Here is a 26,661-nt window from a genome sequence, read left to right as displayed (position 1 = left end):
CTGCGGCCCGGCGTGCGGTGGCGGATTTTCCCGCGCCCGTAACCGTGGTGGAGCTGGCGCGCAATTTTGGCGAACATGCCGCCGTGCTGGAAGGCTACCGCCATGCACGAGGCGAATTCGTGGTGAACCTGGATGATGACCTGCAAAATCCCCCCGGTGAAGCGGTCAAACTGCTGCGTCACCTGCGCGAGTCGGGTGCCGAGGTGGTCTATTCGCGCTATGCGGAAAAGAAACACCACTGGGCGCGCAATGCGGCCAGCTGGCTGGCGAACTGCTGCGCTACTTTTCTGCTCGGCAAGCCGCAGGATCTTTACCTCTCAAGCTTTCGGGCGCTGCGCCGTGAGCTGGTGGCGCGGATTGTGGTGTATCGCGGTCCCTATCCTTACGTGGACGGTTTGATCCTCGGTGCCACCAACCGCATCGCCACGCTGGAGGTGTCGCATGTCGAGCGTCAGGGGGGGCAGAGTGGCTACACGTTGCGCAAGCTGATCCGGCTGGCGCTGAGCCTGCTGTTTGATTTCAGCGTGATGCCGCTGCGCATCGCGAGTGTGCTGGGCGTGCTGCTTTGCGTCCTGGGGGCGTTGATTCTGGCGGAAGTAGTGCTTGAAACCGTCTTCGTGGGGCAGCGCCAGCTTGGCTGGGGTTCGCTGATGGGTGCGCTGGCCGTGTTCAGCGGGGCACAGCTGCTGATGCTGGGCCTCATCGGTGAATATGTGGGGCGTGCGTTTCTGACCGTTTCCGGCAAGCCGCAGACCCTGGTGAGAACTTTGACAACCCATATGAAACCACTGCCAGAATGATCCACGAAACCACCATTAAAACCTGCTCTGTGCGCGGCGTGCGGCTGTTTGAGATGCGCCATGTGGTGGACCCTGTGCGTGGCAATCTCACGGCGCTGGAATTTACCGAGGACCTGCCTTTTGTCGCGCAGCGCATTTTTCTGACCTACGGCATCCCTTCGATGAGCACACGCGGCGAGCATGCGCACCGCCTGTGCGAGCAGTTCCTTGTCTGCGTGCATGGCGAGTGCCACGTGCGTGTGGATGACGGGGAGAACCGCGAGGAGTTCTGCCTGAACCGCCCCACCTTTGGAGTGCTGGTTCCTTCCATGGTCTGGGCGGAGGAGCATCTGCATTCAACGGATTCGGTGCTGATGGTGCTGGCCTCGCGCCCGTATGAGGCGGAGGACTATATACGTGATTACAATGAGTTTACAGGTATGGTGAAAGGATGGAAAACGACGCCGTGAAAACCAGCGCGATTACAGATCCTTACGAGCTGGGAATGGAGACAGGGCTGTCGCGCTTGTGGGCGAGGGCGACGAATGCCATGCGCAGCCAGTCCGTGTGGGTCACGCTTGGGGTGATGATGCTTTGCACGCTGGGCATCGGCTGGCTGGACTACATCACCGGCTTTGAGGTGACGTGGTTTGTCTTTTACGGCGTACCGATTTTTCTGGCGGTGTGGTGGGCGGAAAACCGGGCGGGACTGTTCATCGCGGTGCTGTCAGGCGTGGTCTGGTGGCTGGCGAACATGAGCACGACCCCTTATGAGACGCAGCTGGGCTACACCTGGGCCCTGGCGAACCGGCTGGTGTACCTGTGTGTGGTGGTCTTTGCCGTGACGGCGCTGCGCAACAAGCAGGAGTCGGATGCGGCGCGCATCCAGATGCTGGAAGAGCGGCGGCAGCTCGAAAAAGACATCGTCAGTGTCAGTGAACATGAGCAGCAGCGCATCGGCCAGGATTTGCATGACGGCATCTGCCAGCAGCTGGCAGCGATCGGTTGTGCCGCACGCGTGCTGGCGGAGGACCTGCAGGCGCAGGGGATCCAGGCCGCTCACGACGCCAGTCTCATTGAAGGCTCCCTGCGAATGGTGGTGATGGAGGCGCGCAATCTCGCACGGGGCATCTTTCCGGTGCATGTGGACCGCAGTGGACTGGCGGCGGCACTGGAGGATCTGGGGAAAATGATGAGCAGCCTCACCGGCATCCCCATCGTGGTCAATGACTGTGTGGATGTGCCTCTCGACGCCCCGGAAATATCAATGCATCTCTACCGCATCGCTCAGGAAGCCGTGGCAAATGCGGTCAAGCACAGCGGTGCGACGGAGATTCACGTCGCAATGAAGCTCGCGGACGAAATGCTGGAACTGCGGGTTGAGGACAATGGCAAAGGCATGCGGCCCACCCCTCGCAGCACTCGCGGCGATGGAATGGGGCTGCGCACGATGCACTACCGAGCGCAGGCGCTGCACGCCGTGCTGACCATCGAGCCGCGACCTCACGGTGGTACACTCGTCAGCTGCCGGATGAATTTGAAAGATCTCCAACAACTCAAACATCACCATGACCATGAAGAAAAATGAATTAAAAGCGGCGAACAGTTACAAGGTTCTACTCGTTGAAGATCATCCCATGTTCCGGGAACACCTAGGACAGCTCATTGACCGTGACCTCGGCATGTCCATCTGCGGTGAAGCTGACAACATTCGTGATGCCATGCAGTTGATTCTGGAGACCAAGCCCGACATTGCCATTGTGGACATCACCCTGCATGGCTCCAGCGGGCTGGAACTGCTGAAAGACATCAAAGCGCAGGGGCTGGACATCAATGTCCTGGTGCTCTCCATGCATGATGAGGAGCTCTATGCCGAGCGCGCCCTGCGTGCGGGGGCCAAAGGCTACATCACCAAAAACGAAGCCTCCACGGAGGTGATCGAGGCGATCCGCTGTGTCATGAAAGGTGACGTGTATGCCAGTCGGCAGATGACGGCAAAGCTGCTGGAGCGCATGACGCAGAAGCGCAGCAACACGGAACTGGCCGGGATGGAAACCCTTGCTGACCGCGAACTGGAGGTGTTTCAAATGCTGGGCCGCGGCAAAAGTACGCGTGAAATCGCCCAAACCCTTAATTTGGGGGAATCAACCGTGGAGACATACCGTGCCCGAATTAAGGAAAAGCTTCAGTTGCGCAGTGCCGCTGAACTGTATTTGCGTGCGGGGCAATGGGTTCGTGACCATGGTGCCTGAATTGGGACTGTGTGATTGCTTTAGGTGTGGTGGCGTCTGACGCTACAGGTCTTGTCTTTTGATGAAGGGGTGCGTTTCGGGGCAAAGTACGGGAATTCTAAATTCACCTTTACCGAAGCCATGTCAAAACGCACACGCAGCAAGCATCCCAGCGGTAAAAACGTCACGCCCTCCGTCACGAGGCCTTCTGTTCTCAACGCTCCAGCTCCTGAGGCTCTTGCACCGCAGTTGCCAGAGTCCGTCAAACCTTCCCGTGCATCATGGTTTTGGGTGCATGCTGCTCTGGTGGCTTTGCTGATGGGGCTGTGTGCCAGCCTTTATGTCTGGACGGCCGATTTTCCCATGGCGTTCGACGACCACACCTATCTGAAAGACAATCCGTTCTTCCGAGGTGGCAACACCTTTGACTATCTGAAGGACTTCAATGAGTTCGTGACTCGTCCGTTAAGGATGGGGTCTGATCCCGATTATGCCGTCAATGCCGTCCTGCGTCCGGTCGCCTATGCGAGTTTTCGCCTGAATTATAAGCTGGATGAATTCAACCCCTACTCGTACCGCCTGATCAATGTCGCCATTCACGCGTTGAATGCGATCTTGATCTATGCACTCGTGACTGTGCTGCTCCGTCGTTCGACATTGGCAGTCAAGCTGCAGCGCAGTTCCGTGTTGTTTATCTCCGCTGCAGCGGCTCTGCTTTTTGCGGCTCATCCGCTCGCGACGGAATCCGTGACCTACATTGTTCAGCGCTTCACCTCACTGGTGGTGCTGTTTTCACTCTTAAGTTTGTGTCTGTATTTTGCTTCGTTCTCTATGCGATCAACGTGGGGGAGGTGGCTGCTGCGTGGTGTTGCAGTGGTGGCCCTGCTGCTTGCCATGCAGACGAAAGAAGATGCCTTCATGATCCCCTTGGTGGCGGTGCTGCTGGACTGGCTGGTGATCGGCTCACGTCTGCGGACGGCTGTCATCAGGGCGCTTCCGCTGCTGTTGCTCATGCCACTCATTCCGGTGCTGGTGTTTATGACGGCGGCAGCGCAGAATGGCGGGTTTGACTTCAATGCCGCCATGAACATCGTCAACTCACGCGATGCGCCGCTGACTCACTGGCAGTACTTCGTGACCGAACTGACGGTGATGACCCACTACCTGAGGCAGATGTTCTGGCCCAAGGGGATGAATCTCGATCCTGAATGGCCGCTCTATAGTTCTCTTCTGCAGGGGCCGGTGCTGCTGGCACTGGCGGTGCTGAGCGGCATCGTGCTGACAGCATGGGGCTTGTTCCGCCGGTTCAAGGGGGATGTGCGCTTTGTTTTGGGCTTTGCCTGCGTGTGCTGGTTCTTCATCACCATCTCCGTGTCGTCGGGGCTGACGCCGCTGCCGGACTTGGTGGCGGAGCACCGCTCCTACCTGCCATCGATCGGAATTTTTATTCTGGTGGCATGCCTGCTGGACTGGGTGCGGATCAGCAGCAGCGGCCTGCGTGGCAAGATGCTGCGGGTGGGGATTCCTGTGCTCACGCTCTTGTGTGTGGGGGCGCTTTCCTGGAAGACCTGCATTCGCAACAATGTCTGGCGGACGCGTGAAAGCCTGTGGGAGGACACGGTTGCCAAAAGTCCGGGCAAATACCGCACCTGGGGAAATTTGGGCGCGGCCTATTCCGACGCCGGGAAGAACGAGCAGGCGGTGCACTGCTTCCGCGAGGCGCTCAAAGTGGAACCGCGCTTTCAAAACGGTCTGCTCAATCTTTCCAATTCGCTGCTCAGGCTCAACCGCCCCAAGGAGGCGCTCGACATCACGCTGCAGCTCATCAATATCGACAAAACTGCAACCACCAAGCCGCCGGTGGCCTTCACCTTGGGCCTCAGTCTCGCAGGAGTGGGCAGGTACGATGAAGCCGTTTCCATTTTCCGGGACATCCTCACCTCCATCCCGGAAGATCCACAGACGCATAAAGCACTGGGGCTGGTGTACTTTCAAACCGGTCTGCCGCATCGGGCGCTGGACCATTATCAAGCCGCTGCACGCATTCAGCCGGATGACGTCCAGCTCCAGAAGCTCATTCAGGCAGCTGAAGTCGCCATGGCCGAGAAGCGCAGACCGCGCTGAGGCCGTGGAAATTCAATGCGGTGGCGGCATGCGTGCCGCCGGGCTGGCAGCAATCCAGCCTGCAACGAGTTTCAACACCTCATCGCTCTGGCGGAAAAACAGGAAATGATCTTCGCCGTCAAAGCGGTGGGCGGTGACGTCCAGCCCGCCCGACTTCAGCTTTTCCGCATACCCGGAGACATACTTCCAAGGCACGCGGTCATCGCTGCCGCCGGAGAGAATGAGGACGCGGCGCGGCTGCAAACGTGTGGCGAGTTCCGCCGGCTTGATGCGGCCATGCAGCACGGCAGAAAGGAAGATGAGCGAGCGGAACTTCGGCCCGGAGGATGATTCGGCGAGGCAGAGTCCTTTGCCGCCATTGGAGAGGCCCATGAGGTGGATCTGATCCGGGTCAATCGCCGCGTGTTTCCCCGCATCGGCAATGGCCCGAGTGATGGCCTCGTAGCCGCCCTTCTTCTCCCAATTTCCCATGCCAAACGTGGGGGCAATGATGGTGATGCCGAGCTCATCGGCCAGCTTTGACAGCAGCCAGATGTACGCTTTGAAGTTGCCGCCGCTGCCATGGAGAAAGACGAGGGCAGGTGTGGGCTTGCCTCGGTCCACCTTGGCTGGGATGTAATGGAAGTAATGCCCGTCACGGAAGTCCCCAAAGCGGATCTCATGGTAGATGGTGGGCAGCGCCGAGCCGACGGCGGTGAAGTCTAGGTCGGTGCTGATTTCGGCATATATCGTGTCGGTCATTGCAGACAGATCACGCCGCTGCTTCTGATTGAAGAAGGGATCGAACGCGGATGCCACGGCATAGCCGAGGTGAATCTGATCAATCTCCGGCAGCACGGAGCCCATCGAAAAGCGGTCATAGCGCCAGCCACCGTCTGAAAAGCGTGAGTGAATCTTGGCCGTCCCCGGTGTGTGTGCATCCGGTGTTTGCCAGAGGACGAGGGCGGCTCCTGCGCAGGCCATGCCGAGCAGCAGTTTTCCCAAACGCATCTGGAGCACTGAGCCACGTTCGTCACCGATCCAGAAGAGCAGTGGAGAGATCGCGAGCAGAAGGCCCGAGGTGCTTAGCAGCATGCCCTGCCATGTGACCGCGCAGCACAATACGAAGAGGCTCGCAGGCAGCAGGAACAGCGCTTGCAGGAGCGCGAGGGCTTTTAGGAGGGCGCTGGGTGAGGACATGCGGTGGATATTGTGCGTGGGGCAGATGCTTTTCCCAAATTTCACCTTAGGAAAGGGGCGGTTGGTGCGGATCAATCGCGGTGTGTAGCACAGCCAGATTGGCAAGCCTGCCTTGACCTGCCTGCCTTTTCCGGGGATAATCGACCCATGTCTGCTCGAACTTTGCTCATCGAGGAAATTGCCCGTGCGCCTGAAAGCGTGGCGCAGGAAATTTTGACTCAACTGCGTTCTTTGATGCCACGGAAGAACGAGGTGCAACCGGTTAAAGACCACTTTGAATCATACTGGAAGCATCTTTACGGCTCGCTTGAAGGTGCCGAATGGAATGAGCCTGTGGAGCTGCCTTATGAAACAAGGGAGACGTGGTAATGCCTTGGCTTCTCGATACCAACCACTGGATCGTACTCTTGAAAGGTCGCTGCCAGGCTTTGCAAGAAAAACTGCGTGAGGTGCCGCCAGAGGAGGTCTGGCTGTGTTCTGTGGTTAAAGAAGAATTATACCACGGCGCTGAGGGATATGAGGACAAAGCTGCCCGTCTTGCCAAATTGGAGACGATTTTCAGCCGTCATGCTTCCGTGCCTTTCGACGACGAATCCGCCGCCATCGCCGGACGTCTGCGGAAGGAACTGGAAACCCAGGGAAAGGTCATCGGACCCCATGACATGCAGATCGCCGCAATCGCGCTCCAACACGACTGGACACTCGTGACAAACAACAAAGGTGAGTTCAGCCGCGTGGACGGTATCAAGATCGAAGATTGGACAGTTTGACTGAGTTTTATCCGCACGAGTGATGCGTTGCATCTGACGGCGTAAAAAAGATGCCGTAAAAAAGATGCCGGGCATTTTGTGAGGAGATCCGTTTAAAACATTGACCAGCAAATGGTTAGAAGGGTTCTCATCTGTTCTTGTTGGCGCGTGCAAGGTGGTGACCCTTCCCCGATCCTCCCAGGCCTGCCACCTACCAGCGCTGCCCGCAGGCGGCTGCCAGATTCCCTCCGCGAATTCGCTGCCGCCCTACGCTGGTCACGCGCTACCAGCCGACTGATTCAATCCATTGTAAATAAGCATTATGTGGGTACTTGCTTAAGTGACGCCCGGCATCTTTTTTTTCCTGCGGTGGTGAGGCCGGCGTGGGCGGGCATCTAGTCCGAGGCGAAGTGGGGGTGACCTTGACGCTGAAGGCCATTTCGGCCGGGGACTTGGGATTTGCAGATCCGAGATGTCGCCTTATGATTCTTGCATATGAGTGGTCTTGCCCTCGAAGTCGATCAAACCCTTCAGCAACTTGATGCCGTCACTGCTTCCCGACTGGAACGGTTGGTGAGGGATGCGCTGGCATTGGTTCGAACAAATTCGCCACTGTGCGCGGTGGCTGGGCAAGGTGCCAGCATGATCCGTTTTCCGCTGGTGCAGGGCGGCAAGTCCATCACGAACGATGATGTGGCCCGGCTTGAAGACGAATAAGCGCGCGGTGGCTTGGTTTTATGCGCAGAGCCGGGAGTTTGCGACCTGTGCCGTGACCGAGGGGACGCTGTTGCGCATGCACATGATGTCCGCGCCTGATTCTTCGGCGGAAGCAGCATGGAGAACCCTCAGCTTGCTACGCCAAATGGCTGGATACCATTTTTGGGAAGAGGGATTCAGCTATCAAGAGGTGGCGTGCCGCAGGCTGCAAGGTCATCGGCAGGTCACGGATGCCTGGCTGGCAGAACTGGCAAGAAGACGCCAAGGCCGACTTGCGACCTTGGATCAAGGGCTGTCTCAAACCATGCGGATGCAGTGGATTTGATTCCGTGAGCGAGTTCTGAATGGAACAGGGCGGCCCTGTTTTTTTCAATAATACTTCACCAAGCCGTCGCGCCAGAGCGGCTTGAGCTGATCGACGGGGGAGTCGATGAGGGTGGTGCCGTTGTGGGAGATGTAGAGGTAAGGATCGCGGGTGGAGTCGCCGATGATGGTGAGGCCGGAGGCTTCGGCGGCGCTGACGTGCTCGGGGGCGATCTCGATGAGGAGGCGGCCGGGAGTTTCGCCGAAGAGGAGCTCTGCGGTGGTGAGGCCGGCGTGGGCGGGCATCTTGTCCGTGGCGATGCGGATGCCGCCTTTGCCGCTGAAGGCCATTTCGGCCAGGGCGACGGCGAGGCCGCCTTCGCCGATGTCGTGGGCGCTGAGGATGGCTCCCTGCTTCACGAGTTCAAAGTAGCGGCGGTAGGCGGCGAGGCTTTCCACTTCGCAGAAGTCGGGGCCGGCGTCCATGCCGATGCCTTTGGTGTACTTGGCGACGATGCTGCCGCGCAGTCCGGCGCTGGCTTTGCCGAGGATGGCGATCTTGCTGCCGACGCGGCGCAGGGAGGCACCGATGACGTGTTTGGCATCTTCCACGACGCCGAAGCCGCTGAGCAGCAGGGTGACGGGGATGGAGACCGGGCCTTCATCCGTGATGAAGTAGTTGTAGAAGCTGTCCTTGCCGGAGACGAAGGGGGAGGCGTAGGCGATGGCGGTCTTGGCCATGCCCTTGGTGCATTCGACGAGGGCACCGAGCTCGCGCTCGTTGTCGGGATTGCCCATGCAGAAATTGTCGAGGATGGCGATGCGGTCCGGGTTGGAACCCATGGCGACGAGCTGGCGCACGCACTCATCGACGACGGCGCGGCCCATGAGGTGGGGGTCGGTCTTGCCCCACTCAGGGAGCAAGGCACAGGCGAGGGCGACAAGTTGATCGCTGCCATCGACACGGATGACGCTGCCGTCTTGTGGGGCGTCGCCGCTGGCACCGGCGAGGGGCTTGAGGACGGTGTTGCCTTGCACTTCGTGGTCGTACTCGCGGATGATCGGCTCACGGGAGACGATGGAGAAATCGGCGAGCAGGGTCTTGAGCGTGTCGGTCCAGGATTCTGGGCGCACGGGCACGACTGGCTTCACGGCGGGCGGGGTGCGCCATTTGGCCTTCATCTCGCGGCGCGGGGCCTCGTGAAGGGCGGAGACGTGGAGATCGCAGACGGTGGTGCCATGGTGGAGGACTTTGAGGCGCTGGGAGCCGTCGGCCTTGGCGAGCACGCAGAGCTCGGTCTGATAAATGGCGGCGAGTTCGTGCATCGCGGCGAGGTCTTTTTCGTCGATGGCGATGACCATGCGCTCCTGGGATTCGCTGATGAAGATTTGCCAGCTTTCGAGATCGGGAGCTTTGAGGGGGGCGTTTTCCAGCCAGACTTCGCCGCCGGTATCGCGCAGCATTTCGCCTGCGGCGGAGCTGAAGCCACCTGCTCCGCAGTCGGTGACGAATTGGATGAGGCCCTTCTCACGGGCGGCGAGCACGAAGTCAGCGGCCTTCTTTTCTTCGATAGGATTGCCGATCTGCACGGCGGTCTGGTCTTCTTCGTGCGAGCCGGTGGTGAGGGAGGCGGAGGAGAAGGTGGCACCTTTGAGGCCGTCCTTGCCGGTGCGGCCGCCGGCGGCGACGAGGAGGTGGCCGGGCTTCACTTCCTTGGCGATGTCCTTGATGGGGATGATGCCTGCGGTGCCGCAGAAGACGAGCGGATTGTAGATGAAGGTGTCGTCGAACTGGATCGCGCCGTTCACCGTGGGGATGCCCATGCGGTTGCCGTAGTCGCGCACGCCGCGCACGACGCCACGCATGACGCCGAGGGGGTGGATGACGTCCTTAGCCTTGATGTCTTCCTGCTCGATGTCGGGTGGGCCGAAGCAGAAGACGTCGATGGAGGCGACGGGTTTCGCGCCTTTGCCTGCGCCGAGGATGTCGCGGATCACGCCGCCGAGGCCGGTATTGGCACCTGCGTAGGGTTCGATGGCGCTGGGGTGATTGTGCGTTTCGACCTTGAGGCAGACGGCTTTGTCGGCGTCGAGGCGGACGAAGCCGGCGTTGTCTTCAAAGGCACCGAGCACGAAGTCGGGCTTGGTTTTGCAAATTTCCTCCGTGACGGCGCGGATGTAGGTCTTGAACAGCCCGTCCACGACTTCTTCCTTGCCATCGAGCGTGTGCTGGATCTTCGCGCCGAAGATGCGGTGCTTGCAGTGCTCGCTCCAGGTCTGGGCGATGACTTCCATTTCGACGTCCGTGGGCTCGCGGCCTTCGTCGAGGTAAATCTTCTGCACGGCGAGCATGTCGGCGCGTGAGAGCGAGAGCTTCATGCGCTTCGAGAGGTCGAGGAGCTGGTCGGCGTTGAGTTCGCGGAGGGGGATGGTGCGGAAGACGGCTTGGGACATGGGTGGGAACCTCCTGACTTGGCGAGGAAACCGACGTGTTCAATGCCGGAGGCGACCGGGGGTGAAAAATGGTGGGTTTTTCTCCCAAATTACCGATTGACCAGCTGCGGCCATGAACCACCCACGGAGCCGCGATGGCGGATGAGGCGATCCATGTCAGGCGAGCCTGGAACCGGGGTGACGGGTGAATTCGTCAGCGGATCGAGGTAGAGGCAGCCAATTTCCCCCGCTGGCAGCTTTTCAATGAGCTGACGGCCCGCTTCGATGGCCTGAGACCATTGGGCCTTTAACTCTGGCAGGCTCAGAGGGGCGGCGAGGTGCAGGCTGTCGATGTCCGTCTGGCGATAACGAGCGAAACGATCCGCCAGATCGAGAATGAGAAGGGGATTCAGCCCCTCATCCTTGCCTGCGGCAGCCCAGGCGAGGGTGCCAAGCGAAAGGTAAGTTTCATCCAGATGGATGGCGTCCACGAAGTCGCGTGGCTCGGCACGCCCTGAAAGTGCGAGCAGTTTGTTGGTGGCAGCATCGGCAAAATGCAGCCGCCAGCCGAGTTCAGCATCTGGTTCTACGGGATAAAAGCGAAAGGCAGAATCATAGACCCATTCCAGTTTTACGCTGCCGTCGTGCCGGGTGACGGTGGCTCGCTGAAACATGGGCTGGCGAAGCTGCCAAGTCACCGTGTAGCCTGCACCGAGCAGCGCCGCCTCATCAGCCGCCGCAGATTCGGCCACGGCGGTTTCCAGATCGTGGCAAAGGTCGATGTCTCGTGAATAGCGCGGTGTTGCCGCTGTCGCATTGAGCACGGTGGCTCCGAAGACGAAGCTGTCCGGGCTGCGGCTGCGCCGGAGGGTGGTGAAGACCTCGTGCTGGAAAGCAGTTAGAGGCATAGCTGGGCGGCGATCTGAAAAGCTGCCCGGTCTCCATGTTTACGCAGTCCCGCGATGAGGATTGGCAGTGTGGCTTCATTCACTGCAAAATCCGGAGCCAACGACCAGAAGCAGCGCGTGCGGTAGGTTTCGAATGCCTCTTTGGCGAGACGAAGCCGGTCCTGCTGAGGCGCTGGTGCTGATGAAACTGGAGATGCCGCTGGCATATACGTGACTATGTCATAAGCCGGTGCAAAGGCACGGAGGATTTTTTTGAGCGATTCAGAACGTCAAGCTGGGTGGAGGGCGGATAGGAGGTGGTGTGAAACGGTTGCTGTTCTTCTGGCAGCCGCTTTTATTCTGCTACCATGGCAACCATCGCAGTTCTCGGCACGCTCGACACCAAAGGTTACGAACACGCCTACGTGGCGGAAATCATCCGCGCACGCGGGCATCAGACGCTGCTCATCGATACGGGCAGCGGGGAGGTGCCGCAGGTGGAGCCGGATGTGACGCGGGAGCAGGTCGCGGCGGCGGGGCAGGTGGATCTCGCGGGGATCATGGTGCGGCAGGATCGTGGCGAGGCGGTGACGGCGATGGCGGGTGCGGCTGCGGTTTTTTTGTCGGCCTTGGTCGAAAGCGGCAAGGTGCAGGGTGTGATCTCCCTCGGTGGTGGTGGTGGCACGGCGATCGGCACGGCGGCGATGCGGGCGCTGCCGGTCGGATTCCCGAAGGTGATGGTCTCTACGCTAGCGGCTGGAAATGTGGCCCCGTATGTGGGCACGAAGGACATCGTGATGTTTCCGAGCATCGTGGATGTGAGCGGGATCAATCGCATCTCGCGAGTGCTGCTGGCGCGTGCGGCGGGGGCGATCTGCGGGATGGTGGAAACGACGGTGCCTGAAGGTGAAGACAAGCCGCTGATTGCGGCCTCGATGTTTGGCAACACGACGGAGTGCGTGAACCGGGCGAAGCAGATCTTGGAAGACGCTGGGTATGAAGTGCTCGTTTTCCATTCCACCGGCACGGGTGGGAAGATCATGGAGTCGCTGATTGAAAGCGGCATGTTTGCGGGGGTGCTCGACATCACCACGACGGAATGGGCGGACGAACTTGTGGGCGGCATTCTCGGTGCGGGGCCTTCGCGACTGGATGCGGCGGGGAAGGTGGGTGTTCCGGCCATCATCACGCCGGGGTGTCTGGACATGGTGAACTTCGGCGAGCGTGCGAGTGTTCCGGCGAAATTTGAAGGACGCCACTTTTACATCCATAATCCGCAGGTGACGCTGATGCGGACGAACGCGGCTGAGTGCGCAGAGCTGGGGCGCATCCTGGCGGAGAAGGCGAATGCTTACACCGGTCCGGTGACGGTGCTGCTGCCGCTGAAGGCGATCAGCATCATCAGTGCGGAGGGGAAGCCATTCTATGATGCGGCTGCGGATGAGGCTTTGTTTGCGGCGATCCGGAAGCACCTGCGTGCTGGCATTCCGCTGGTGGAAATGGAGTGCGAGATCAATGCGCCGGAGTTTGCTGCGGCGTGTGTGAATGCGCTGCTGGGGAGTTTGGTTGGGCGTGATGAGCCTTGAGCCTCGTCCACTGATTGCAAACCCAGCGCGGTTATATCATTGCAAGCGCGTGCCGTCAGTCCACACTGGCGCTCGCATGAACTACCCGCTTACTTTCCGTTTCAAACTCCTGGCGATTTCGCCGCAGATCTATGTGACGGATGCCGGTGGCAGGACGGTCTGCTACGTGAAGCAGAAGCTGTTTCGCTTTAAGGAGAAGGTGGAGGTGTTTACGGATGACACGCGGCAGACGCTGCTGGCGACGATTGAGGCGGACCGCATCATCGACTGGTCGGCGCGCTACACTTTCAAATCTCCGAGTGGTCAGGTGCTGGGGGCGGTGGGGCGGCGCGGATTGAAATCCATGTGGCGTGCGCACTACGATGTGTTCGCTCCCGGTGCGCAGACGCCGACTTTTGCGATTCAGGAAGCGAATCCATGGACGAAAATGCTGGATGGTATGGTGGGAGAGATCCCCGTCGTGGGAATGTTCGCCGGGTTCATGCTGCATCCGAGTTATATCGCTACGCGTGGCGAAGGCGGTGCCACCACACTGCGTCTGACCAAGCAGTCCGCCTTCTTCGAAGGCCGCTTTGGATTGGTGCAGGAAGGCCCGGCCGATGAGGGCGAACAACTGGCGCTGCTGCTGTCTTTCTTGATGATGAATCTGCTGGAGCGGGCGCGGGGGTGACGACACCTGTAAGGACATGAAAATCCAGCAAAAAACACGAAAGAAAAGCCTTCGATGGCTGATGGGACTCGGTGTTGCTGTGCTGACGACGGCGATGGTGATCGCGACTATTGTTCTAGGGCTGCACCTCAATGGGGTGCTGCCGCTGGTCGGGGGGGCTACTCTATGGGCTCGTTGTTCCGATGGTTCTACTTTTCGTGGTCTGTCTCATCAAGTTTCCATGGGGTACAAAGGTTATTATGGTCGTGTGTGTTGGAGTGCTGTTCATTTTGACCTCCGAAGTGAGCATAGTCATTCGCAATAAACAGCGGCAGCGAGGCCCTGCGACACAGCTGGGAGCTGAGGCATCTTCAACACCCTAGCATCATCACGCCGACGTGAGCTTCACCTCCAGGTTGCACTAAGCTGTCTTGAAGTCTGGCTCAAAACTTGAGCACAGCTACTTCGGCAGACGTTCCAGCAGTGATGCGGGAAGCTCGAGGGTCTTCTGGCGGCTGGAGGTGCCGCGTATCAGGGTGATCTGGCTTTTGGGGCAGTCGAGGGACTCGGCGAGGAAGCGGATGAGTTCGGTGTTGGCTTTGCCGTCCACGGGTGGGGCAGCCAGTTTCACGAGGAGGACTGGGCGGCCTTTTTCATCGGCGGTCCAGCCGGCGAAAGCGGAGGTCCTGGCGCTCGGTGACACACGGACGGCGAGCTGGGTGAGATCGTTTGAGGTGGCCATGATCAGACGAGTTTCAAACGTTTGCGCATGAGCCATTCGATGGTGAGAAGAAGGATGGCGGCGCCGAACCACCACCAGCTGGACCATAGATTGGTCTCTTTGGTGATGACTTGTTTGCGGTCGATGCTTTGCAGCAGGCCGGGGAGATCGGTGGCGGCTTGTTCTTCGCGCAGGAAGCGGCCGCCGCTGTTGGTCGCCATGGTTTCGAGAAGGGTGCGATTCATGGTGAGCGTGGCCCACTCGGGATTGCCGGTGTCGGAGACGTGGAGGGAGAGGCGTGCATCGCTGCGCGGGGCACTGGGGCTTTCCGCGACGGCGATCTCGTAGGTGCCTGCTTTGAGAGGTGGGGTGAGGGCGCGATAGACGCCGATGTGGGTGGGGTCTGCTTCGAGCTGGAGGGTGGCGACTTCGGTGCCGTCGTGCAGGAGGTAGGCACGTGGCTGGGCATCGGCGATGATGTCGCCTTTGTCATTGCGGACGCGCACGCGGATTTCGGAGGCTTCGCCGGGTGAGTAGCGCAGGCGGTCGGTGCCGACGGAGAGTTTCTTTTGGTCGATCTGGAATGGCGGCGCGGCGATCCATGCGCCGAGCTGCATCCAGAGGCGCTGATGGTACAAATCGGCGACTTGGAAGCGCCAGCGCCAGAGTTCATCGGTGCCGAGATAGAGCACGGCCCCGGCTCCGACCTGACGGAAGACGATGGCAGGCTGCTGCGCTTTGGCGAGCGTGATGGCAGCGGGCAGGGCCTCGACATTGGCGTGCCAGTTTACTTTGGAAAGCGTGGGCCAGAGCGCGGTGTTGGCGCTGGGGCTGTCGCTGAGGCGGAGGGCATCAAAGCGCTGACCGTCTGTGGTGAGTTCGAGGCTGGTGGGCGTGAGCTTGGTGGTTTTGGCAGTGAACTTGACCGGGATGAGAGGGGCGGTTTTGCCCTGGCTCCATTCGTGGAGTTTGCCGCGCTGGCCGTCGATCATGATCAAACCGCCGCCGCGCTTTTCGACGAACTCGATGATCCAGTCGAGGCTCTCTGCTTTAAGGCGGTTCAATGTGACTTCACCGAGGATGATGAGGTCGTAGCTGAGCAGGTCGTCGCGGGTTTTGGGGAAGTCTTTTTGCAGAGTGCCATTGGCGGCATTGTCGGACATGTCATCGAAAATGATGGTGGCCTGCCAGCGCTCATCGCGGTCGAAGTGGTTGTGGATGTAGCGTGTTTCCCAGCGCGGGCGTCCGTCGAGGATGAGCACCTTGCGTTTCTTTTCCAACAGGTGAATGGAGAGTTCGCGGGCGTTGTTGGAGCGGGTCTTTTCCAGTGCGGCGCGGTCGCCGCTGGCGGAGATGAGGATGTTCACGCTGCGCAGTGTTTTGTCGCGCTGGCCGGGTGCAGGTGGTGGCAGTTCGGCGACGGGGAAGATGAAGTCGAAACCCTTCTCGCCTTTGCCGGTGGTGGTGAAATCCTTTTTCCACAGCACCTTGCCCTGGCTTTCGATGCGCACAGTGGCGGGAACACCAGCGGGCATGCTATCGTTGACGGTTAGACGGCCCTGAAAGTTTTCCTTGGAGAAGACGGATTCGGGAGCCGTGACGGCCAGCAGCGCGAGATCCGGCGGTGGGATTTCGGTGCCAAAGCCGATGGTGAAAATGGCCGTGCCGCTGGTCTTGAGCGCGGTGCTGAATTCTTCGGGAGAGCCGCTGGAGTTGTGCTGGCCGTCAGTGAGCACGACGAGCGCGGTACCTGCGGTGGCGGGGCCGAGGGCGGCGCGCAGTGTTTGATCGAGATTGGTGATGGGTGAGGTGGCTGGCAGCTCAAACGTAGCGGGCATTTCGCCGGAGGTGTCCTTGCCACCCTGGCGGTACCACCACAGCCGCTGCGTGTTCATGCCGCGCAGAGCCACGAGTTCCACGTCCTGAGTCTCAGCGAGTTTTTTGAGCAGAGGTGTGGTGCCTTTGAGCAGGAGATCTTCGGCGCGCTGAAAGCGGGCTTTGGAAGTGCCTGCGGCAACACCGGGGGCTTCGTCTGTGAGCTGCATGCTGGCGGAGCTGTCCACCACGACCACGACACGACCCAACTGGCGCAAGGTGGTGACATGACGGAGGATCGGACCCGCGAGGGCGAGCACGAGAATGAAGACTGCCAGCGAACGCAGGATGGCGGGCACCTGCGCGGCACGACTGCTGATGAATTTTAACTCACGGCGGTAGATGAACCACATCAGCGCGGCGAGACCGAACGCGAGCAGGATCACCGGGAGCGGCGGATAGCCGCCGGTGAAGCGCAGGGTGGTTTCGGTTTGCGGGGTCATTGAGAAAGGAAGTCAGGCGATGACGGAGACGCGTTGGTGGAATAGTAGAAGTCGGTGTCTTTGGTGACCACTACACGCTGCTCGGCCATGGAGACGTTGTTGAGGATGCCATCACGCGAGGCGTTCTGATCTGGAAGATCAAGCGTGTGAAGGGCATCATGCCCTGCCGTCGCAAAAACTTGGCGCAGACCTGGTGGCAGATGAGCATCGATCAGGAACTTCATGCTGCGATGAGCTGCCAGCTCCGAAGTTTGAGCGACTGGTTCGCGAACTCAATGCAGGCGCGCAGATCATCTCGTTCCAAATCAGGAAACTCGGCCAGTACCTCCTCAAAGCTGTCGCCGCTGGAAAGGTATTCGAGCACCGACTCCACTGGATAGCGAAGGCCGCGAATGGTGGGCTTGCCATGACAGATCTCGGGATCAATCGTGATCCGGGAAAGCAGGGAGTTGGTGGATGGGGCCGCAGCGTGCATGCAGTTAAATACGTTTTTTAGAGCGGTGTTTCAATCGGTCGTTATGCCTGTTTCAGCCCCTGGCGATGTGTTGTTGCAGCAGCACTTCGGCGAAGAGAAGGACCAGCAGGGCGATGAGCAGGGGCTGCCAGAGTTCGCTGCCGTGGCGGCGGGTGCGGTCGAGGGCTTGGTAGGCGGGCAGGGTGTCGGCGTAGGCGGCGTCGTAACGGGTGGCGATTTTTTGGATTTCGGCGGGCGGCAGGGCTTTGAGATTGGACTCGGTGCCGTCGATGTTGAAGGCGAGCAGGGTGGTCTTTTCGGTGCCGACTTTTTGGAGTTGGAAGATGCCGGGCTGGGTGATGGCGGGGCTCTGGACGAAGACGGATTCGCCTTCCTTGGCGGACTTCAGCGTCTGAGTCTGGCCGGTAGGATCGCGCAGGGTGAACTCGGAGCCGAGTTCGGCTTTTTCGAGTGGCAGACGGATCGTGGCACCGACAAGTTGCCAAGCAGGCGCGCTGCCTTCCGTGGCGAGGTAGGTGGTGAGGCGCTGCATGAGCGGGACGAAGAAGGGCTGTAGAGGCAGATTGCTCCACGCGGCATTGGCGGTGGTGGCGGCGGCGATGACGCGGCCACGACCGTGCTTTTTCTCGATCATTAGGGGGACGTTGCGGTCGAGGTTGAAGATGCGCTGGGTCTGATCGCCCTGCGGTACGAATTCAAACCAGTGGCGGAATTCGGCGTCTTGCAGGCGTCCGGCGCGGGCGTCGTTGAAGTAGAGCGCGGCGGGATGGGTGAAGCGCTGCATGAGGATGCGCGCGGGCAGGGAGTCGGAATCGGCGCGGGCCTGGCCTTTGATGGCGGCAGGGTAGAGGCCTTCGCCTTTGCGGTAGAATTCACGGTTGTACCAGTCGAGGTCGCAGTCCGGGCCAGCGAAGACGAGCAGGCCGCCGCCGTCGGTGACGAATTTATCGATGCTCTTCATGCTGCCGCCTTGCAGGCGCTGGACGTTGGCCATGATGATGACTTCCTGCTGGCGGAGATCGTCATCGCGCAGTTTGCGGAGTTCGATTTTTTTGGTGCGGATGAGATCCTTGTGAGAGGCTGCGGCGACAGTGTGCGGCGTGAGGGCGATCTCAAGGAAGTCGGTGGCACCGCTGAGCGGTTCTTTGCCGGGGCTGCCGTCGATGAGCAGGACGTTGAGCTGATTGCGCACCTGCACGATGGAGTGAAAGGCGTTGTCGTCGGCGAAGCTGTCGCCTTCGAGGCGGACGGAGAGCGAGTGGTCGCCGACTTTATCAAAGGCATGGGTGAAGGAGAGCACGGCTTCGCCTTCCGGGGCGAGGGAAACGCGCGCGGTGCGCAGGCGTGCGCCGTCGGCTTCGAGGTGGACGGGGATGTCCTGCCAGGGGCGCTTGCCGTGGTTCTTGATGCGGACGCGCAGACCGATGGGCTGGGACTCGGCGGCGACGAGTGCGGAGATGTCTGCGCTGGCGATGCTGAGATTTTCCGCGAGATCGCTGCCGACACGGAAGAAGGTGATCTGCGGCTTGGGCTCCTGCTTGGAGAGAGTTTCCAGTGCAGGCAGTGCAGCACCCTCAGCGATGGCTTTCCAGTCGGCTTCCTGGAAGTCGGAGACGATGACGACTTCGCGCGCGGCATTGGGTGCGTCTTTTAAAGCCGAAGTGGCAGCCTGGAAGGCGTCATTCGCGGCCAGCGGGCCGGACATGGAGGGCACATCGCTGAGCTGCTTGGGCACGAGATCGAGGTCCGAAGTGGCTTGATCGAGCAGCTTGCGCGGTGTGCCGCCGGAGAGGACGACCTGCGCGCTGGAGCCGTCTGGCAGATCGGTGAGCATGGTCTGCATGTCCTGCCGTGCCTGCTGCATGACGGTGCCGCCGGGCAGGGTGGTCTGTGCGGCGGGGGCGCGCATGGAGAAGGAGTCGTCCAGCAAAACGATGAGCGAAGAACTGCCGAGGCCGAGGGAACGCAGGGCGGTGAGCACCGGGCGTGCGAGGCAGAGCGCGAGCACAATCGGGATGGCGATGCGGGTGATGAGCAGCAGGAGCTGCTCGACCTTCATCTTGCGCTTTCGCTGACGGATGACCTCATGCAGCAGGTGCATGGCACCCCAGCGTACGGTGGTGACCTTCCGCTTGTTGAACAAGTGGATGAGCAGCGGGATGAGGAAGGCCGCTGCGCCCGCGAGGAGGATGCCGTTGAGGAAGCTCATTCCTGATTCCAAATGCGGCGCATGGCCTCGGCGTTGACTGCAGAATCAAAAATGGCCCGTACGGGCATTTCGAATCCGGGGATGACTGCGCTGCTAAGAAGCCCGTCTGTTTGAGCCGCCACGGGCGGATAGCTGCTGCCCTCAAGGCGGTAAAGCTCCACGGTCTCCGCGACGGTGTCCACGATCCAATATTCGCCGACACCATGCAGCGCGTAGTCTTCAAACTTGATGCCGCGGTCGCGATGTTCTGTCGAGGGAGAGAGCACTTCGACAATGAGGTCGGGGATGGGAAACCTGAGCGTGTCCGGCGAGATGAGGCCCATTTTGCTTAGGCCGAAAAACATCAGGTCTGGCTCGTAGTCGTTGCGCGGGAAACTGGTCATGGCTTTTTCGATCAGCACAGTTCCCAGCCGCTGGGTGCTCACATGGCTTTCCATGAGCTTGAAAAGGGCCTGGTTGGCCTGCAGGTGCCGGTTGAGCGCGGGGGAGTGCATGATGATCTCTCCCTGAATGAACTCCCATTTGTGCTCCGGCGTGATGTCCGCGTAAAACTTCTCTCGCAGCTTGCGCTCGGCGGCCAATACACCCAGGGCGTGCTGAATAATCTCCGGCAGGTCCGGGGATTGCAGGACGGCTTCGAGAACGGCGGCGCTCATGATGGAAGGTGGCTCATGGAGTCGGAAAAGGCAAACAGGGTGTCAGCGCATGCGGAGCGCGAGGTAATTGCGCAGCGCCGCCGAGTGGGATTCATCCGTGGGCAGGCTCAAGTAATCGACCTGGTGTTTGCGGAAGCCGTCTTTGAGTTGCGTGGCGAAGTTTTGCTGGGCTTCGATGTAGCGCTGGCGAATGGTGGCGGGATCGAGGAGGAGGAAGTCGTCGTCGCTTTCAAGGTTTTCGAAGCGGGCCCAGTTGCCAAAGGGGAAGTCGATTTCGTCGCGGTCCCAGAGCTGGAGGGCGATGATCTCGTGGCCTTTTTTGCGCAGGATGCCGATGGAGCGAAGGAGTGCAGCGGGGTCGTCGAAGAAGTCGCTGATGAGGATCACGAGGCCACGGCGCTTGAGGCGCTGCGCGAGGGATTCGAGCACGGGGGCGAGGCTTGTGTCTTTGCCGGGCTCGGTCTTGACCATGGTTTCGAGCATCAGATGCAGATGCGTGATTTTGGTGCGGCAGGGGATGATGTCGCGCACTTTGGAGTCGAAGGTGATGAGGCCCACGGCATCCTGCTGGCACATGAGCAGGTAGGCGAGGGAGGCGGCGAGCTTGCGGGCGTAGTCGAATTTCAGTACGCCTTTCTGGCCGCGGTAGCCCATGCTACCGCTGGCATCGAGCACGATGGTGGCGCGCAGATTGGTCTCTTCGTCGAATTCGCGGATGTAGAAGCGGTCGGTGCGGCCAAAGATTTTCCAGTCGAGGCGGCGAATTTCATCGCCCTGCACATAGGGGCGGTGCTGGCGGAACTCGACGCTGAAGCCCTTGTGCGGCGAGGCATGCTGGCCGGTGGTGAAGCCTTCGACGACGGTACGCGCAAAGAGCTGCAGGGACTGCAGACTGGTGATGTCTTCGGCGTGAAGGATGTCGGAGAGCGTGGCCACGGGTGAGGGGTGAGGGGTGAGTCAAGAGGTGGTCAAGAGGGTTTGTTTGCGGCGTCTTGACCGTCTTGACTATTCATTGACCTCTTGACTGCATTTTACAGCACGCGCGTTTCACTCTTCTTCGTCTTCTTGAGCAACTCGGCGACGATCTGGTCCACGGTGATGCCTTCGGCTTCGGCGTGGAAGGTGGGGACGAGGCGGTGGCGCAGGGCAGGGGCGGCGAGGGCTTCGATGTCGTCCGTGGTGACGTGGGTGCGGCCGCGGAGCAAGGCGCGGACTTTGCCGGCGAGGACGAGCATCTGGCTGGCACGTGGGCCGGCACCCCAGCTGAGCATGGTTTTGACGTATTCGGAAGCGTCGGGCTCGGTGGGGCGGGTGGAACGGACGAGATCGAGGACGAAGTCGATGACGTGATCTGGCACAGGCACCTTGCGGACGAGCTGCTGCGCGGCCTGCAGTTCCTCGGCAGTGAGGACGGCTTCGATTTCCTGCGTTTCGCCGCCGGTGGTGCGGTTGATGATTTCGCGTTCGTCGTCGCGGGTGGGGTAATCGACTTTGATGAGGAAGAGGAAGCGGTCTTTCTGGGCTTCGGGGAGCGGGTAGGTGCCTTCCTGCTCGATGGGGTTCATCGTGGCGAGGACGAAGAAGGGCTTGGGCAGTTCATGCGTGACCTGACCGACGGTGACGTGCTTTTCCTGCATGGCTTCGAGCAGCGCGGCCTGGGTCTTGGGCGGGGTGCGGTTGATTTCATCCGCGAGAATGATCTGCGAGAAGATGGGGCCCTGCTGGAAGACGAGCTTGCGGCGGCCGGTTTCGGCATCTTCCTGGATGATCTCGGTGCCGGTGATGTCGGCAGGCATCAGATCGGGCGTGAACTGAATGCGGCGGAAGCTCAGATGCATGGCATCCGCGAACGATTTGACGAGCAGGGTCTTGGCGAGACCGGGCACACCTTCGAGCAGGCTGTGGCCGCCGGCGGCGATGGCGATGAAGACCTGCTCAATGACGGCCTCCTGCCCGACGATGCGCTTGCCGAGGGCAGCTTTGAGTTTGTTGTAACCTGAGACGAGAGCGGCAGCAGCAGCGGAGTCGGACATGAGGGGATGACGAAATCAGAATGAGGAATGACGAATGCGAAGTGAACACGAGGACGGAGCACGAGTTCTTTCCACTCTTGCTGAGATGCTGGCAAGAAGACAAAAAAGGCGGAGCAGCCGGGTCGGCTGGATCAGATTTTGCTGAGGCAGGCGACGGCCATGGCGGCGATGCCTTCCTCCCGACCGACGAAGCCTAGGCGTTCGTTGGTGGTGGCTTTGACACCGACCTGATCTGGCTGGATGCCGAGAGCGGCGGCGATGTTCTTTTTCATCGCGGCGGCGTGGGGATTCACCTTGGGGGCTTCAGCGATGAGGGAGGAGTCCACGTTCTCAATGCGCATGCCTTTCTCTGCGGCGATCTGGGCGCACTTTTCGAGGATTCTGAGGCTGCAGATGCCCTCGATGGTGGGATCACTGGGGGGAAACCAGTGGCCGATGTCGGGCTCGCCAAGAGCGCCGAGCACGGCGTCAGCGATGGCGTGACTGAGCACATCCGCATCCGAATGGCCTTTGAGGCCATGCGAATGCGGGATGGTGACACCGCCGAGGACGAGGGGGCGGCCTGCTTCAAAGGGGTGGACGTCGTAACCGATGCCTGTGCGTACCATGGGGCAGTATTAGGCGTTGTGGTCAGCGGCTTTCTTCAGACTGGCTAGCACCTCGGAGATCGGGAGATCAATGCGCTGGCGGTTGAGGAAGTAGCTGACGTTTTCGTAGCCTGCTTCAGTGAGGTGGTTCAAGGCGGTGACGAAATGCTCACCGACGCGAACAGCCTTATGCGAGTCCGATCCGAGGACGATGGGGATCTTGCGGTCCGCCATCATGCGCAGCATTTCATTGCCCGGGTTCATTTCGGAGTAGCTCTTGTTGAGGCCGGAAGTGTTGAGTTCCATGGCCACGCCGGTGGCCGCGATGCGATCGAGGGCACCGGAGACCGTATTTTTGACAATGGCAAAGCACCAGGAGTCCGGATGGTAGTTTTTCACCAGATCGGGGTGGGCCACGCAGTCGTAGAGGCCGGACTCAGCCGACTTGGCGAGATGCTCGAAGTAGGTGCGGCGGAAGTTTTCGATGGTGCCGGTCTCGTACTTATTGAGGTATTCCTTGGCCTGCCAGTGGACGGCACCGAGCACGTAATGGAAGTCGGCGCGCTTGTGCAGGGCGGCGATGTATTCCTCACAGCCGGGGTAGTATTCGCTCTCAATGCCGAGGCGGACGTCGAGCTTGCCCTTGAAGGCGTCGGCGGCGCGCTGCACGAGCGCGAGGTAGATTTCGAATTCACTTTCCGACATGCGCACCGTGGGCCAGAAGCCGTTGGGCATGGGGCAGTGGCAGGTGAAGATGATGCCTTTCAGGCCCGCCTTGACGGCCTGCTGGGCGTACTCTTCCGGCTCGCCCCAGGCATGCTTGCACAGCGGGGTGTGCATGTGGGAGTCGTAAAACAATGCGCCAGACTTGGTGGGGCCGGGAGGCGGCAGCGGCTGTGAAGGAGCTTTTTTGACCTCGGCGACCACAGGGGCGGTGGCGGGTGCTGCCACTTCCGCAGGTGGTGCAGCAGGCTTTTTGGCTGGCGCAGCGGCTGCAGGAGCCTTGACGGCGGGAGCCGCTTTCGCTGGGGCAGGGGGCGCAGGCGTTTTGACTGCGGCGGCCGGTTTAGCCGCTTTAGCGACCGGTTTTGTAGCAGACTTGGTGGGTGCCGCAGCGGGCTTCACCGCGACGGGTTTGGTTTTTGCCGCGGGAGCTTTGGCCGCAGGTTTCTTCACCACAGCCTTTGGGGGAAGAGACTTTTTGACCACCTTCTTGGGGGCGGCCTTGGTAGGCGCGGGCTTTTTAGCCGCAGGCTTCTTGGCGGGAACCGGTTTCTTCTGTGCCAGCGCTTTCTTGGCTGGCGCGGGTTTGGCTTTGGTTTTGGAGGCCACGGTTTTTTTGGATTTTGTCGCAACAGGCCTGGCCTTACCTTGGGCCGCCTTTTTCGTATTTCGTGTAGGTTTGCTCACAGTCTAGCTCCTGGTTCCATGCAATATCAGCCATCCCTTGCCTTCGACATCTGCGATCCGTGCGTTTTTGCCGCTGCCCGGTGGGCCTGGAAAGCAAAGTCGTAAAGTTAGAGGGACATCTTTCCAGTTTCCGCTCTGCAGTTGCTGGAGAAGTGGTTGAAATTTAGGATCTTTACGATCAAAGTAGGCATAGACGACGTCATTATCGTCAGGATGCGTGATTTCGAGCATGTCGCTGCCCATGGGAGGGGCCTCTGGTGGTATGTTCTGAGGCCTAGAGGCGATGACTCGCAAGAGCGTGGGTGCTGAGGGCTGGGTTTTGATGAATTCCTCCCAGTCGATTTCGCCGTAACGCACTGAGCTTTCCCAGTCCACCCGGAAGGTGCCGTCCACCAGTTCTTCGATGATGAGGCTGACAGGCTCGGCATTGGTAAAGACGGCCTGGGCATATCCGAAACGGTAACCCTCCTCCTCCACTGGCAGAATCCAGCCAAGATTTTTCCACTCGAGTGGCACTTGCGGATGCCTGCGATCGTAGTTCTCCATCAAAGCGCGCACGCGCTGGGGGTCACGGGCAAAAGCGAGCCGCTGGTCCAAGCTGGTGGCCTCATAAAACCCCCGGAGAGCGTGTTCAATTTTGGGCCGTTTACTCTCGATGTCTTCTATGGCAGTGGGGCTTGGCGTGCCGACAGCCATGAGTTTCAGTGAACTAGACTGGGAAACGCCAGAGGCTGGGATCTCACGGTTGGGGACGTCTGTTGATGGGTGGACTTCTGAGGGACTGCCCAGAAGGGCTGGATGCTCCTTGGTATCGCCTGACCAGTGCTGCCCCTGATCCTTTTCATACATTGACTGTGCGTACTCCGGATTGACCCGGGCGGACTCCCAGAGCTTGATCATGACGACCCGCACGACTGTGGCGATCATGACCACCAAGGCCATGCAGCCGAGAATCGTGGCAATGGCGTTGATCATGGCCTCCCGCCGCCGGGCTCGGCTGCGGCGTGGCGGATCATTGTCAGCAATGCTCGGATGGGTCATAGCAAACACGCGTTGATGGAGCCGAAGGCGGGATTTGAACCCGCGACCCTCGCATTACGAATGCGATGCTCTACCACTGAGCTACTTCGGCGTGAACGTGTGACTTTAAGTCACTGATTATATAAGGTGTGCTCAGATCTTGTCATTTCCTTTCTTTGACAGGTCGAAAAAATCCTTAGCTCAGGGGCGGTTTTGGAAAGCTCCAAGCTCCCGGCAGCTCGTGCTTGAATCTTGGGTGAACTCATGGATCTGTGGCAGATGAACAGCCCCTCCATCACCGCACAAGCTGGAACTCCCTATGGCGAATTCCTTGCTGAGCAGGAGGAAATTCAAAGGCTGAAGTGGCTCGCCAGCGAGCGGGAAGGCCATGACGTCGGGTTCGAGTACGCCCTCAATGACTGGGCGCAAAATCATCGTGCCGAGTGGCGCGGCATGCGGAACCGGCAGTGAGTCTGAGTTTCACACCGGTATATAATACTGCGAAGGCCGCTTTATGACTGGAGCATGATCTGGCGCACTGCTGTACGTGGGTGATCTTCCTCCTGTCCGCCCCGCTGCTGCAATCCGCAGCCGGCAACCAAGAACAGGGCTGCGTTGACTCTCATTTAGCGTGGTGTGGGGAGAACGCTGCGTACCCGTGACGAGGCGGAAACGAACAATGTAAAAAAGCGTAACTTAATGGTTGCCAAAGACGCGCAAATTTTGTTAATCATCATTAAGCCACATGAAAAATCGTTTTCTATTCCTAGCCATCACCCTCTGCGCCCTCTCAAGCATCGCTTATGGTGACATCCAGTCTCCTGCCGGACACCACTTTACGTGGAGCCGGAAACTCAGCCGCGGTATCGGCAACATCATGTTTGGCTGGTTTGAATACCCGGCTGTCTGGCGCAAAACCAACGAGTCTGACGGTTCCATCGCCGCAGCCTCTGACTTTCTTGTCGAAGGAACCAAGCGCACTCTGGTGAGAGCTGGCTACGGTCTCTATGAGATTGCCACCTTCCCAATCCCGAGCTGGAAGCGCACCTACCGCCCACCTTATCACCACAAGGAAAATGTGGACACTTGGTGGGGCTACACCGAGTTCGCTCCTGAAGTGGGCTTCCGCTCAGAGATTCCGTATTCCTCTTCCCAGGGCTGGTAACAGCCAACAGGCGAGTTTTTCAAGGCACAGACTGCAAACAGTCTGTGCCTTTTGTTTGCAAAGCATCTGTCCCGCTGGCAAGAAAGGACTGTTTCCTCATGCCTGAAGCTCATCAGATAGACATCCACCATGTGGCCAAGCTGGCCCGGCTTACGCTTACCGACGAAGAAGCGACGCGCTACGAGTCCCAGTTGAATGGTATTCTGACCTACATCGACACACTGACGCGGTACAATCTGGATGGAGTGGAGCCGACGGCCCACGCCATGCCCGTCTATGATGTGCTGCGGGCGGATGAACCCCGCCCGGGCTTCACGCAGGAGCAGGCGCTGTCCAACGCGCCGAAACGTTTCGCCGACCAGATCCAGATCCCCAAGGTGATCGAGTAACCGTCCAACCGCCGCACTGCTTCCCGCTCTTTCTCTTTCCT

The 26,661-nt window shown here is 59.9% G+C and carries 28 protein-coding genes and 1 tRNA gene; 14 read left to right on the top strand and 15 right to left on the bottom strand.

Annotated features, from left to right (window positions below):
- From PSV43_RS10180 to PSV43_RS10160, 5 genes are all read left to right on the top strand, one after another.
- Nucleotides 1-800, top strand: an 800-nt coding sequence (locus PSV43_RS10180) for a glycosyltransferase (protein ID WP_300196391.1), incomplete at its 5' end; no start/stop codon positions are given.
- Nucleotides 797-1,249, top strand: a complete 453-nt coding sequence (locus tag PSV43_RS10175; RefSeq protein WP_300196389.1) for an FdtA/QdtA family cupin domain-containing protein — start codon at nucleotides 797-799, stop codon at nucleotides 1,247-1,249. The genes PSV43_RS10180 and PSV43_RS10175, both read left to right, overlap by 4 nt.
- Nucleotides 1,231-2,367, top strand: a complete 1,137-nt coding sequence (locus PSV43_RS10170; protein WP_300196387.1) for a sensor histidine kinase — start codon at nucleotides 1,231-1,233, stop codon at nucleotides 2,365-2,367. The genes PSV43_RS10175 and PSV43_RS10170 overlap by 19 nt, the downstream gene beginning before the upstream one ends.
- Complete coding sequence (locus PSV43_RS10165; RefSeq protein WP_300196385.1) at nucleotides 2,354-3,031, top strand: response regulator transcription factor; 678 nt, start codon at nucleotides 2,354-2,356, stop codon at nucleotides 3,029-3,031. The genes PSV43_RS10170 and PSV43_RS10165 overlap by 14 nt, the downstream gene beginning before the upstream one ends.
- 120 nt (nucleotides 3,032-3,151) lie before the next feature.
- Nucleotides 3,152-5,134 (top strand): tetratricopeptide repeat protein, encoded by a 1,983-nt coding sequence (locus PSV43_RS10160; RefSeq protein WP_300196383.1) that lies wholly within the window; start codon nucleotides 3,152-3,154, stop codon nucleotides 5,132-5,134.
- A 12-nt stretch (nucleotides 5,135-5,146) separates the two neighbouring features.
- On the opposite strand, the gene PSV43_RS10155 is transcribed toward PSV43_RS10160, so the two are convergent.
- Nucleotides 5,147-6,313 carry a hypothetical protein gene (locus PSV43_RS10155; RefSeq protein ID WP_300196381.1) on the bottom strand — a complete coding sequence of 389 codons (1,167 nt, stop codon included), beginning with the start codon at nucleotides 6,311-6,313 and terminating at the stop codon, nucleotides 5,147-5,149.
- 147 nt (nucleotides 6,314-6,460) lie between these two features.
- On the opposite strand from PSV43_RS10155, the gene PSV43_RS10150 reads away from it, so the two are divergent.
- The 3 genes from PSV43_RS10150 (at nucleotide 6,461) to PSV43_RS10140 (ending at nucleotide 7,779) form a co-directional block, all read left to right on the top strand.
- Nucleotides 6,461-6,682, top strand: coding sequence for a hypothetical protein (locus PSV43_RS10150; RefSeq protein ID WP_300196379.1), 222 nt, complete (start codon nucleotides 6,461-6,463; stop codon nucleotides 6,680-6,682).
- Nucleotides 6,682-7,083 (top strand): type II toxin-antitoxin system VapC family toxin, encoded by a 402-nt coding sequence (locus tag PSV43_RS10145; RefSeq protein ID WP_300196377.1) that lies wholly within the window; start codon nucleotides 6,682-6,684, stop codon nucleotides 7,081-7,083. Before PSV43_RS10150 ends, PSV43_RS10145 begins: the two co-directional genes overlap by 1 nt.
- Nucleotides 7,084-7,557: 474 nt before the next feature.
- Nucleotides 7,558-7,779, top strand: coding sequence for a hypothetical protein (locus PSV43_RS10140; RefSeq protein ID WP_300196375.1), 222 nt, complete (start codon nucleotides 7,558-7,560; stop codon nucleotides 7,777-7,779).
- A 369-nt stretch (nucleotides 7,780-8,148) separates the two neighbouring features.
- On the opposite strand, the gene purL is transcribed toward PSV43_RS10140, so the two are convergent.
- On the bottom strand, nucleotides 8,149-10,536 hold the full coding sequence (gene purL / locus PSV43_RS10135; protein ID WP_300196373.1) for a phosphoribosylformylglycinamidine synthase subunit PurL: 2,388 nt from the start codon (nucleotides 10,534-10,536) through the stop codon (nucleotides 8,149-8,151).
- Between the two features lie 89 nt (nucleotides 10,537-10,625).
- Entirely contained in the window at nucleotides 10,626-11,423 is a 798-nt protein-coding gene (locus PSV43_RS10130; RefSeq protein WP_300196371.1) for a nucleotidyl transferase AbiEii/AbiGii toxin family protein, read from the bottom strand.
- Between the two features lie 347 nt (nucleotides 11,424-11,770).
- On the opposite strand from PSV43_RS10130, the gene PSV43_RS10125 reads away from it, so the two are divergent.
- The 3 genes from PSV43_RS10125 (at nucleotide 11,771) to PSV43_RS10115 (ending at nucleotide 13,962) form a co-directional block, all read left to right on the top strand.
- On the top strand, nucleotides 11,771-12,988 hold the full coding sequence (locus PSV43_RS10125) for a Tm-1-like ATP-binding domain-containing protein (protein ID WP_300196369.1): 1,218 nt from the start codon (nucleotides 11,771-11,773) through the stop codon (nucleotides 12,986-12,988).
- Between the two features lie 76 nt (nucleotides 12,989-13,064).
- Nucleotides 13,065-13,658: a hypothetical protein gene (locus PSV43_RS10120; protein WP_300196367.1), complete on the top strand. Its 594-nt coding sequence runs from the start codon at nucleotides 13,065-13,067 to the stop codon at nucleotides 13,656-13,658.
- 16 nt (nucleotides 13,659-13,674) lie between these two features.
- On the top strand, nucleotides 13,675-13,962 hold the full coding sequence (locus PSV43_RS10115) for a hypothetical protein (RefSeq protein WP_300196365.1): 288 nt from the start codon (nucleotides 13,675-13,677) through the stop codon (nucleotides 13,960-13,962).
- 135 nt (nucleotides 13,963-14,097) lie between these two features.
- On the opposite strand, the gene PSV43_RS10110 is transcribed toward PSV43_RS10115, so the two are convergent.
- The 12 genes from PSV43_RS10110 to PSV43_RS10055 all read right to left on the bottom strand — a co-directional run bounded on the left by PSV43_RS10110 (nucleotide 14,098) and on the right by PSV43_RS10055 (nucleotide 25,178).
- A complete protein-coding gene (locus tag PSV43_RS10110; protein WP_300196363.1) occupies nucleotides 14,098-14,379 on the bottom strand; it encodes a DUF167 domain-containing protein in 282 nt (93 codons plus the stop codon).
- Nucleotides 14,380-14,381: 2 nt separating this feature from the next.
- Complete coding sequence (locus tag PSV43_RS10105; RefSeq protein WP_300196361.1) at nucleotides 14,382-16,676, bottom strand: VWA domain-containing protein; 2,295 nt, start codon at nucleotides 16,674-16,676, stop codon at nucleotides 14,382-14,384.
- On the bottom strand, nucleotides 16,673-16,900 hold the full coding sequence (locus tag PSV43_RS10100) for a DUF5615 family PIN-like protein (RefSeq protein WP_300196359.1): 228 nt from the start codon (nucleotides 16,898-16,900) through the stop codon (nucleotides 16,673-16,675). Before PSV43_RS10100 ends, PSV43_RS10105 begins: the two co-directional genes overlap by 4 nt.
- Nucleotides 16,897-17,151, bottom strand: coding sequence for a DUF433 domain-containing protein (locus PSV43_RS10095; RefSeq protein ID WP_300196357.1), 255 nt, complete (start codon nucleotides 17,149-17,151; stop codon nucleotides 16,897-16,899). The genes PSV43_RS10100 and PSV43_RS10095 overlap by 4 nt, the downstream gene beginning before the upstream one ends.
- Nucleotides 17,152-17,203: 52 nt before the next feature.
- Nucleotides 17,204-19,360 carry a BatA domain-containing protein gene (locus PSV43_RS10090; protein WP_300196355.1) on the bottom strand — a complete coding sequence of 719 codons (2,157 nt, stop codon included), beginning with the start codon at nucleotides 19,358-19,360 and terminating at the stop codon, nucleotides 17,204-17,206.
- Nucleotides 19,357-20,016, bottom strand: coding sequence for a Uma2 family endonuclease (locus PSV43_RS10085; protein ID WP_300196353.1), 660 nt, complete (start codon nucleotides 20,014-20,016; stop codon nucleotides 19,357-19,359). Before PSV43_RS10085 ends, PSV43_RS10090 begins: the two co-directional genes overlap by 4 nt.
- A gap of 42 nt (nucleotides 20,017-20,058) precedes the next feature.
- A complete protein-coding gene (locus PSV43_RS10080) occupies nucleotides 20,059-20,952 on the bottom strand; it encodes a DUF58 domain-containing protein (RefSeq protein ID WP_300196351.1) in 894 nt (297 codons plus the stop codon).
- A 95-nt stretch (nucleotides 20,953-21,047) separates the two neighbouring features.
- Complete coding sequence (locus tag PSV43_RS10075) at nucleotides 21,048-22,049, bottom strand: MoxR family ATPase (RefSeq protein WP_300196349.1); 1,002 nt, start codon at nucleotides 22,047-22,049, stop codon at nucleotides 21,048-21,050.
- Nucleotides 22,050-22,180: 131 nt separating this feature from the next.
- On the bottom strand, nucleotides 22,181-22,657 hold the full coding sequence (gene ispF / locus PSV43_RS10070; RefSeq protein ID WP_300196347.1) for a 2-C-methyl-D-erythritol 2,4-cyclodiphosphate synthase: 477 nt from the start codon (nucleotides 22,655-22,657) through the stop codon (nucleotides 22,181-22,183).
- 9 nt (nucleotides 22,658-22,666) lie between these two features.
- Nucleotides 22,667-23,968, bottom strand: a complete 1,302-nt coding sequence (locus PSV43_RS10065; RefSeq protein WP_300196345.1) for a histidinol-phosphatase — start codon at nucleotides 23,966-23,968, stop codon at nucleotides 22,667-22,669.
- An 81-nt stretch (nucleotides 23,969-24,049) separates the two neighbouring features.
- A complete protein-coding gene (locus PSV43_RS10060) occupies nucleotides 24,050-24,973 on the bottom strand; it encodes a hypothetical protein (RefSeq protein ID WP_300196343.1) in 924 nt (307 codons plus the stop codon).
- 130 nt (nucleotides 24,974-25,103) lie between these two features.
- Nucleotides 25,104-25,178: transfer RNA gene (locus tag PSV43_RS10055), tRNA-Thr, on the bottom strand.
- Nucleotides 25,179-25,345: 167 nt separating this feature from the next.
- Here PSV43_RS10055 and PSV43_RS10050 point away from each other — a divergent pair.
- From PSV43_RS10050 to gatC, 3 genes are all read left to right on the top strand, one after another.
- Complete coding sequence (locus PSV43_RS10050; protein ID WP_300196341.1) at nucleotides 25,346-25,537, top strand: hypothetical protein; 192 nt, start codon at nucleotides 25,346-25,348, stop codon at nucleotides 25,535-25,537.
- A 274-nt stretch (nucleotides 25,538-25,811) separates the two neighbouring features.
- Nucleotides 25,812-26,231: an exosortase system-associated protein, TIGR04073 family gene (locus tag PSV43_RS10045; protein WP_300196339.1), complete on the top strand. Its 420-nt coding sequence runs from the start codon at nucleotides 25,812-25,814 to the stop codon at nucleotides 26,229-26,231.
- Between the two features lie 98 nt (nucleotides 26,232-26,329).
- Nucleotides 26,330-26,620 carry an Asp-tRNA(Asn)/Glu-tRNA(Gln) amidotransferase subunit GatC gene (gatC, locus tag PSV43_RS10040; protein WP_300196336.1) on the top strand — a complete coding sequence of 97 codons (291 nt, stop codon included), beginning with the start codon at nucleotides 26,330-26,332 and terminating at the stop codon, nucleotides 26,618-26,620.
- Nucleotides 26,621-26,661 lie beyond the last annotated feature (41 nt).

This window comes from Prosthecobacter sp. (assembly GCF_029946185.1).
Lineage (GTDB): Bacteria > Verrucomicrobiota > Verrucomicrobiia > Verrucomicrobiales > Verrucomicrobiaceae > Prosthecobacter.
The sequence above is the reverse complement of the archived record's forward strand: the minus strand, read 5'-3'. Positions and strand labels throughout refer to the sequence as shown.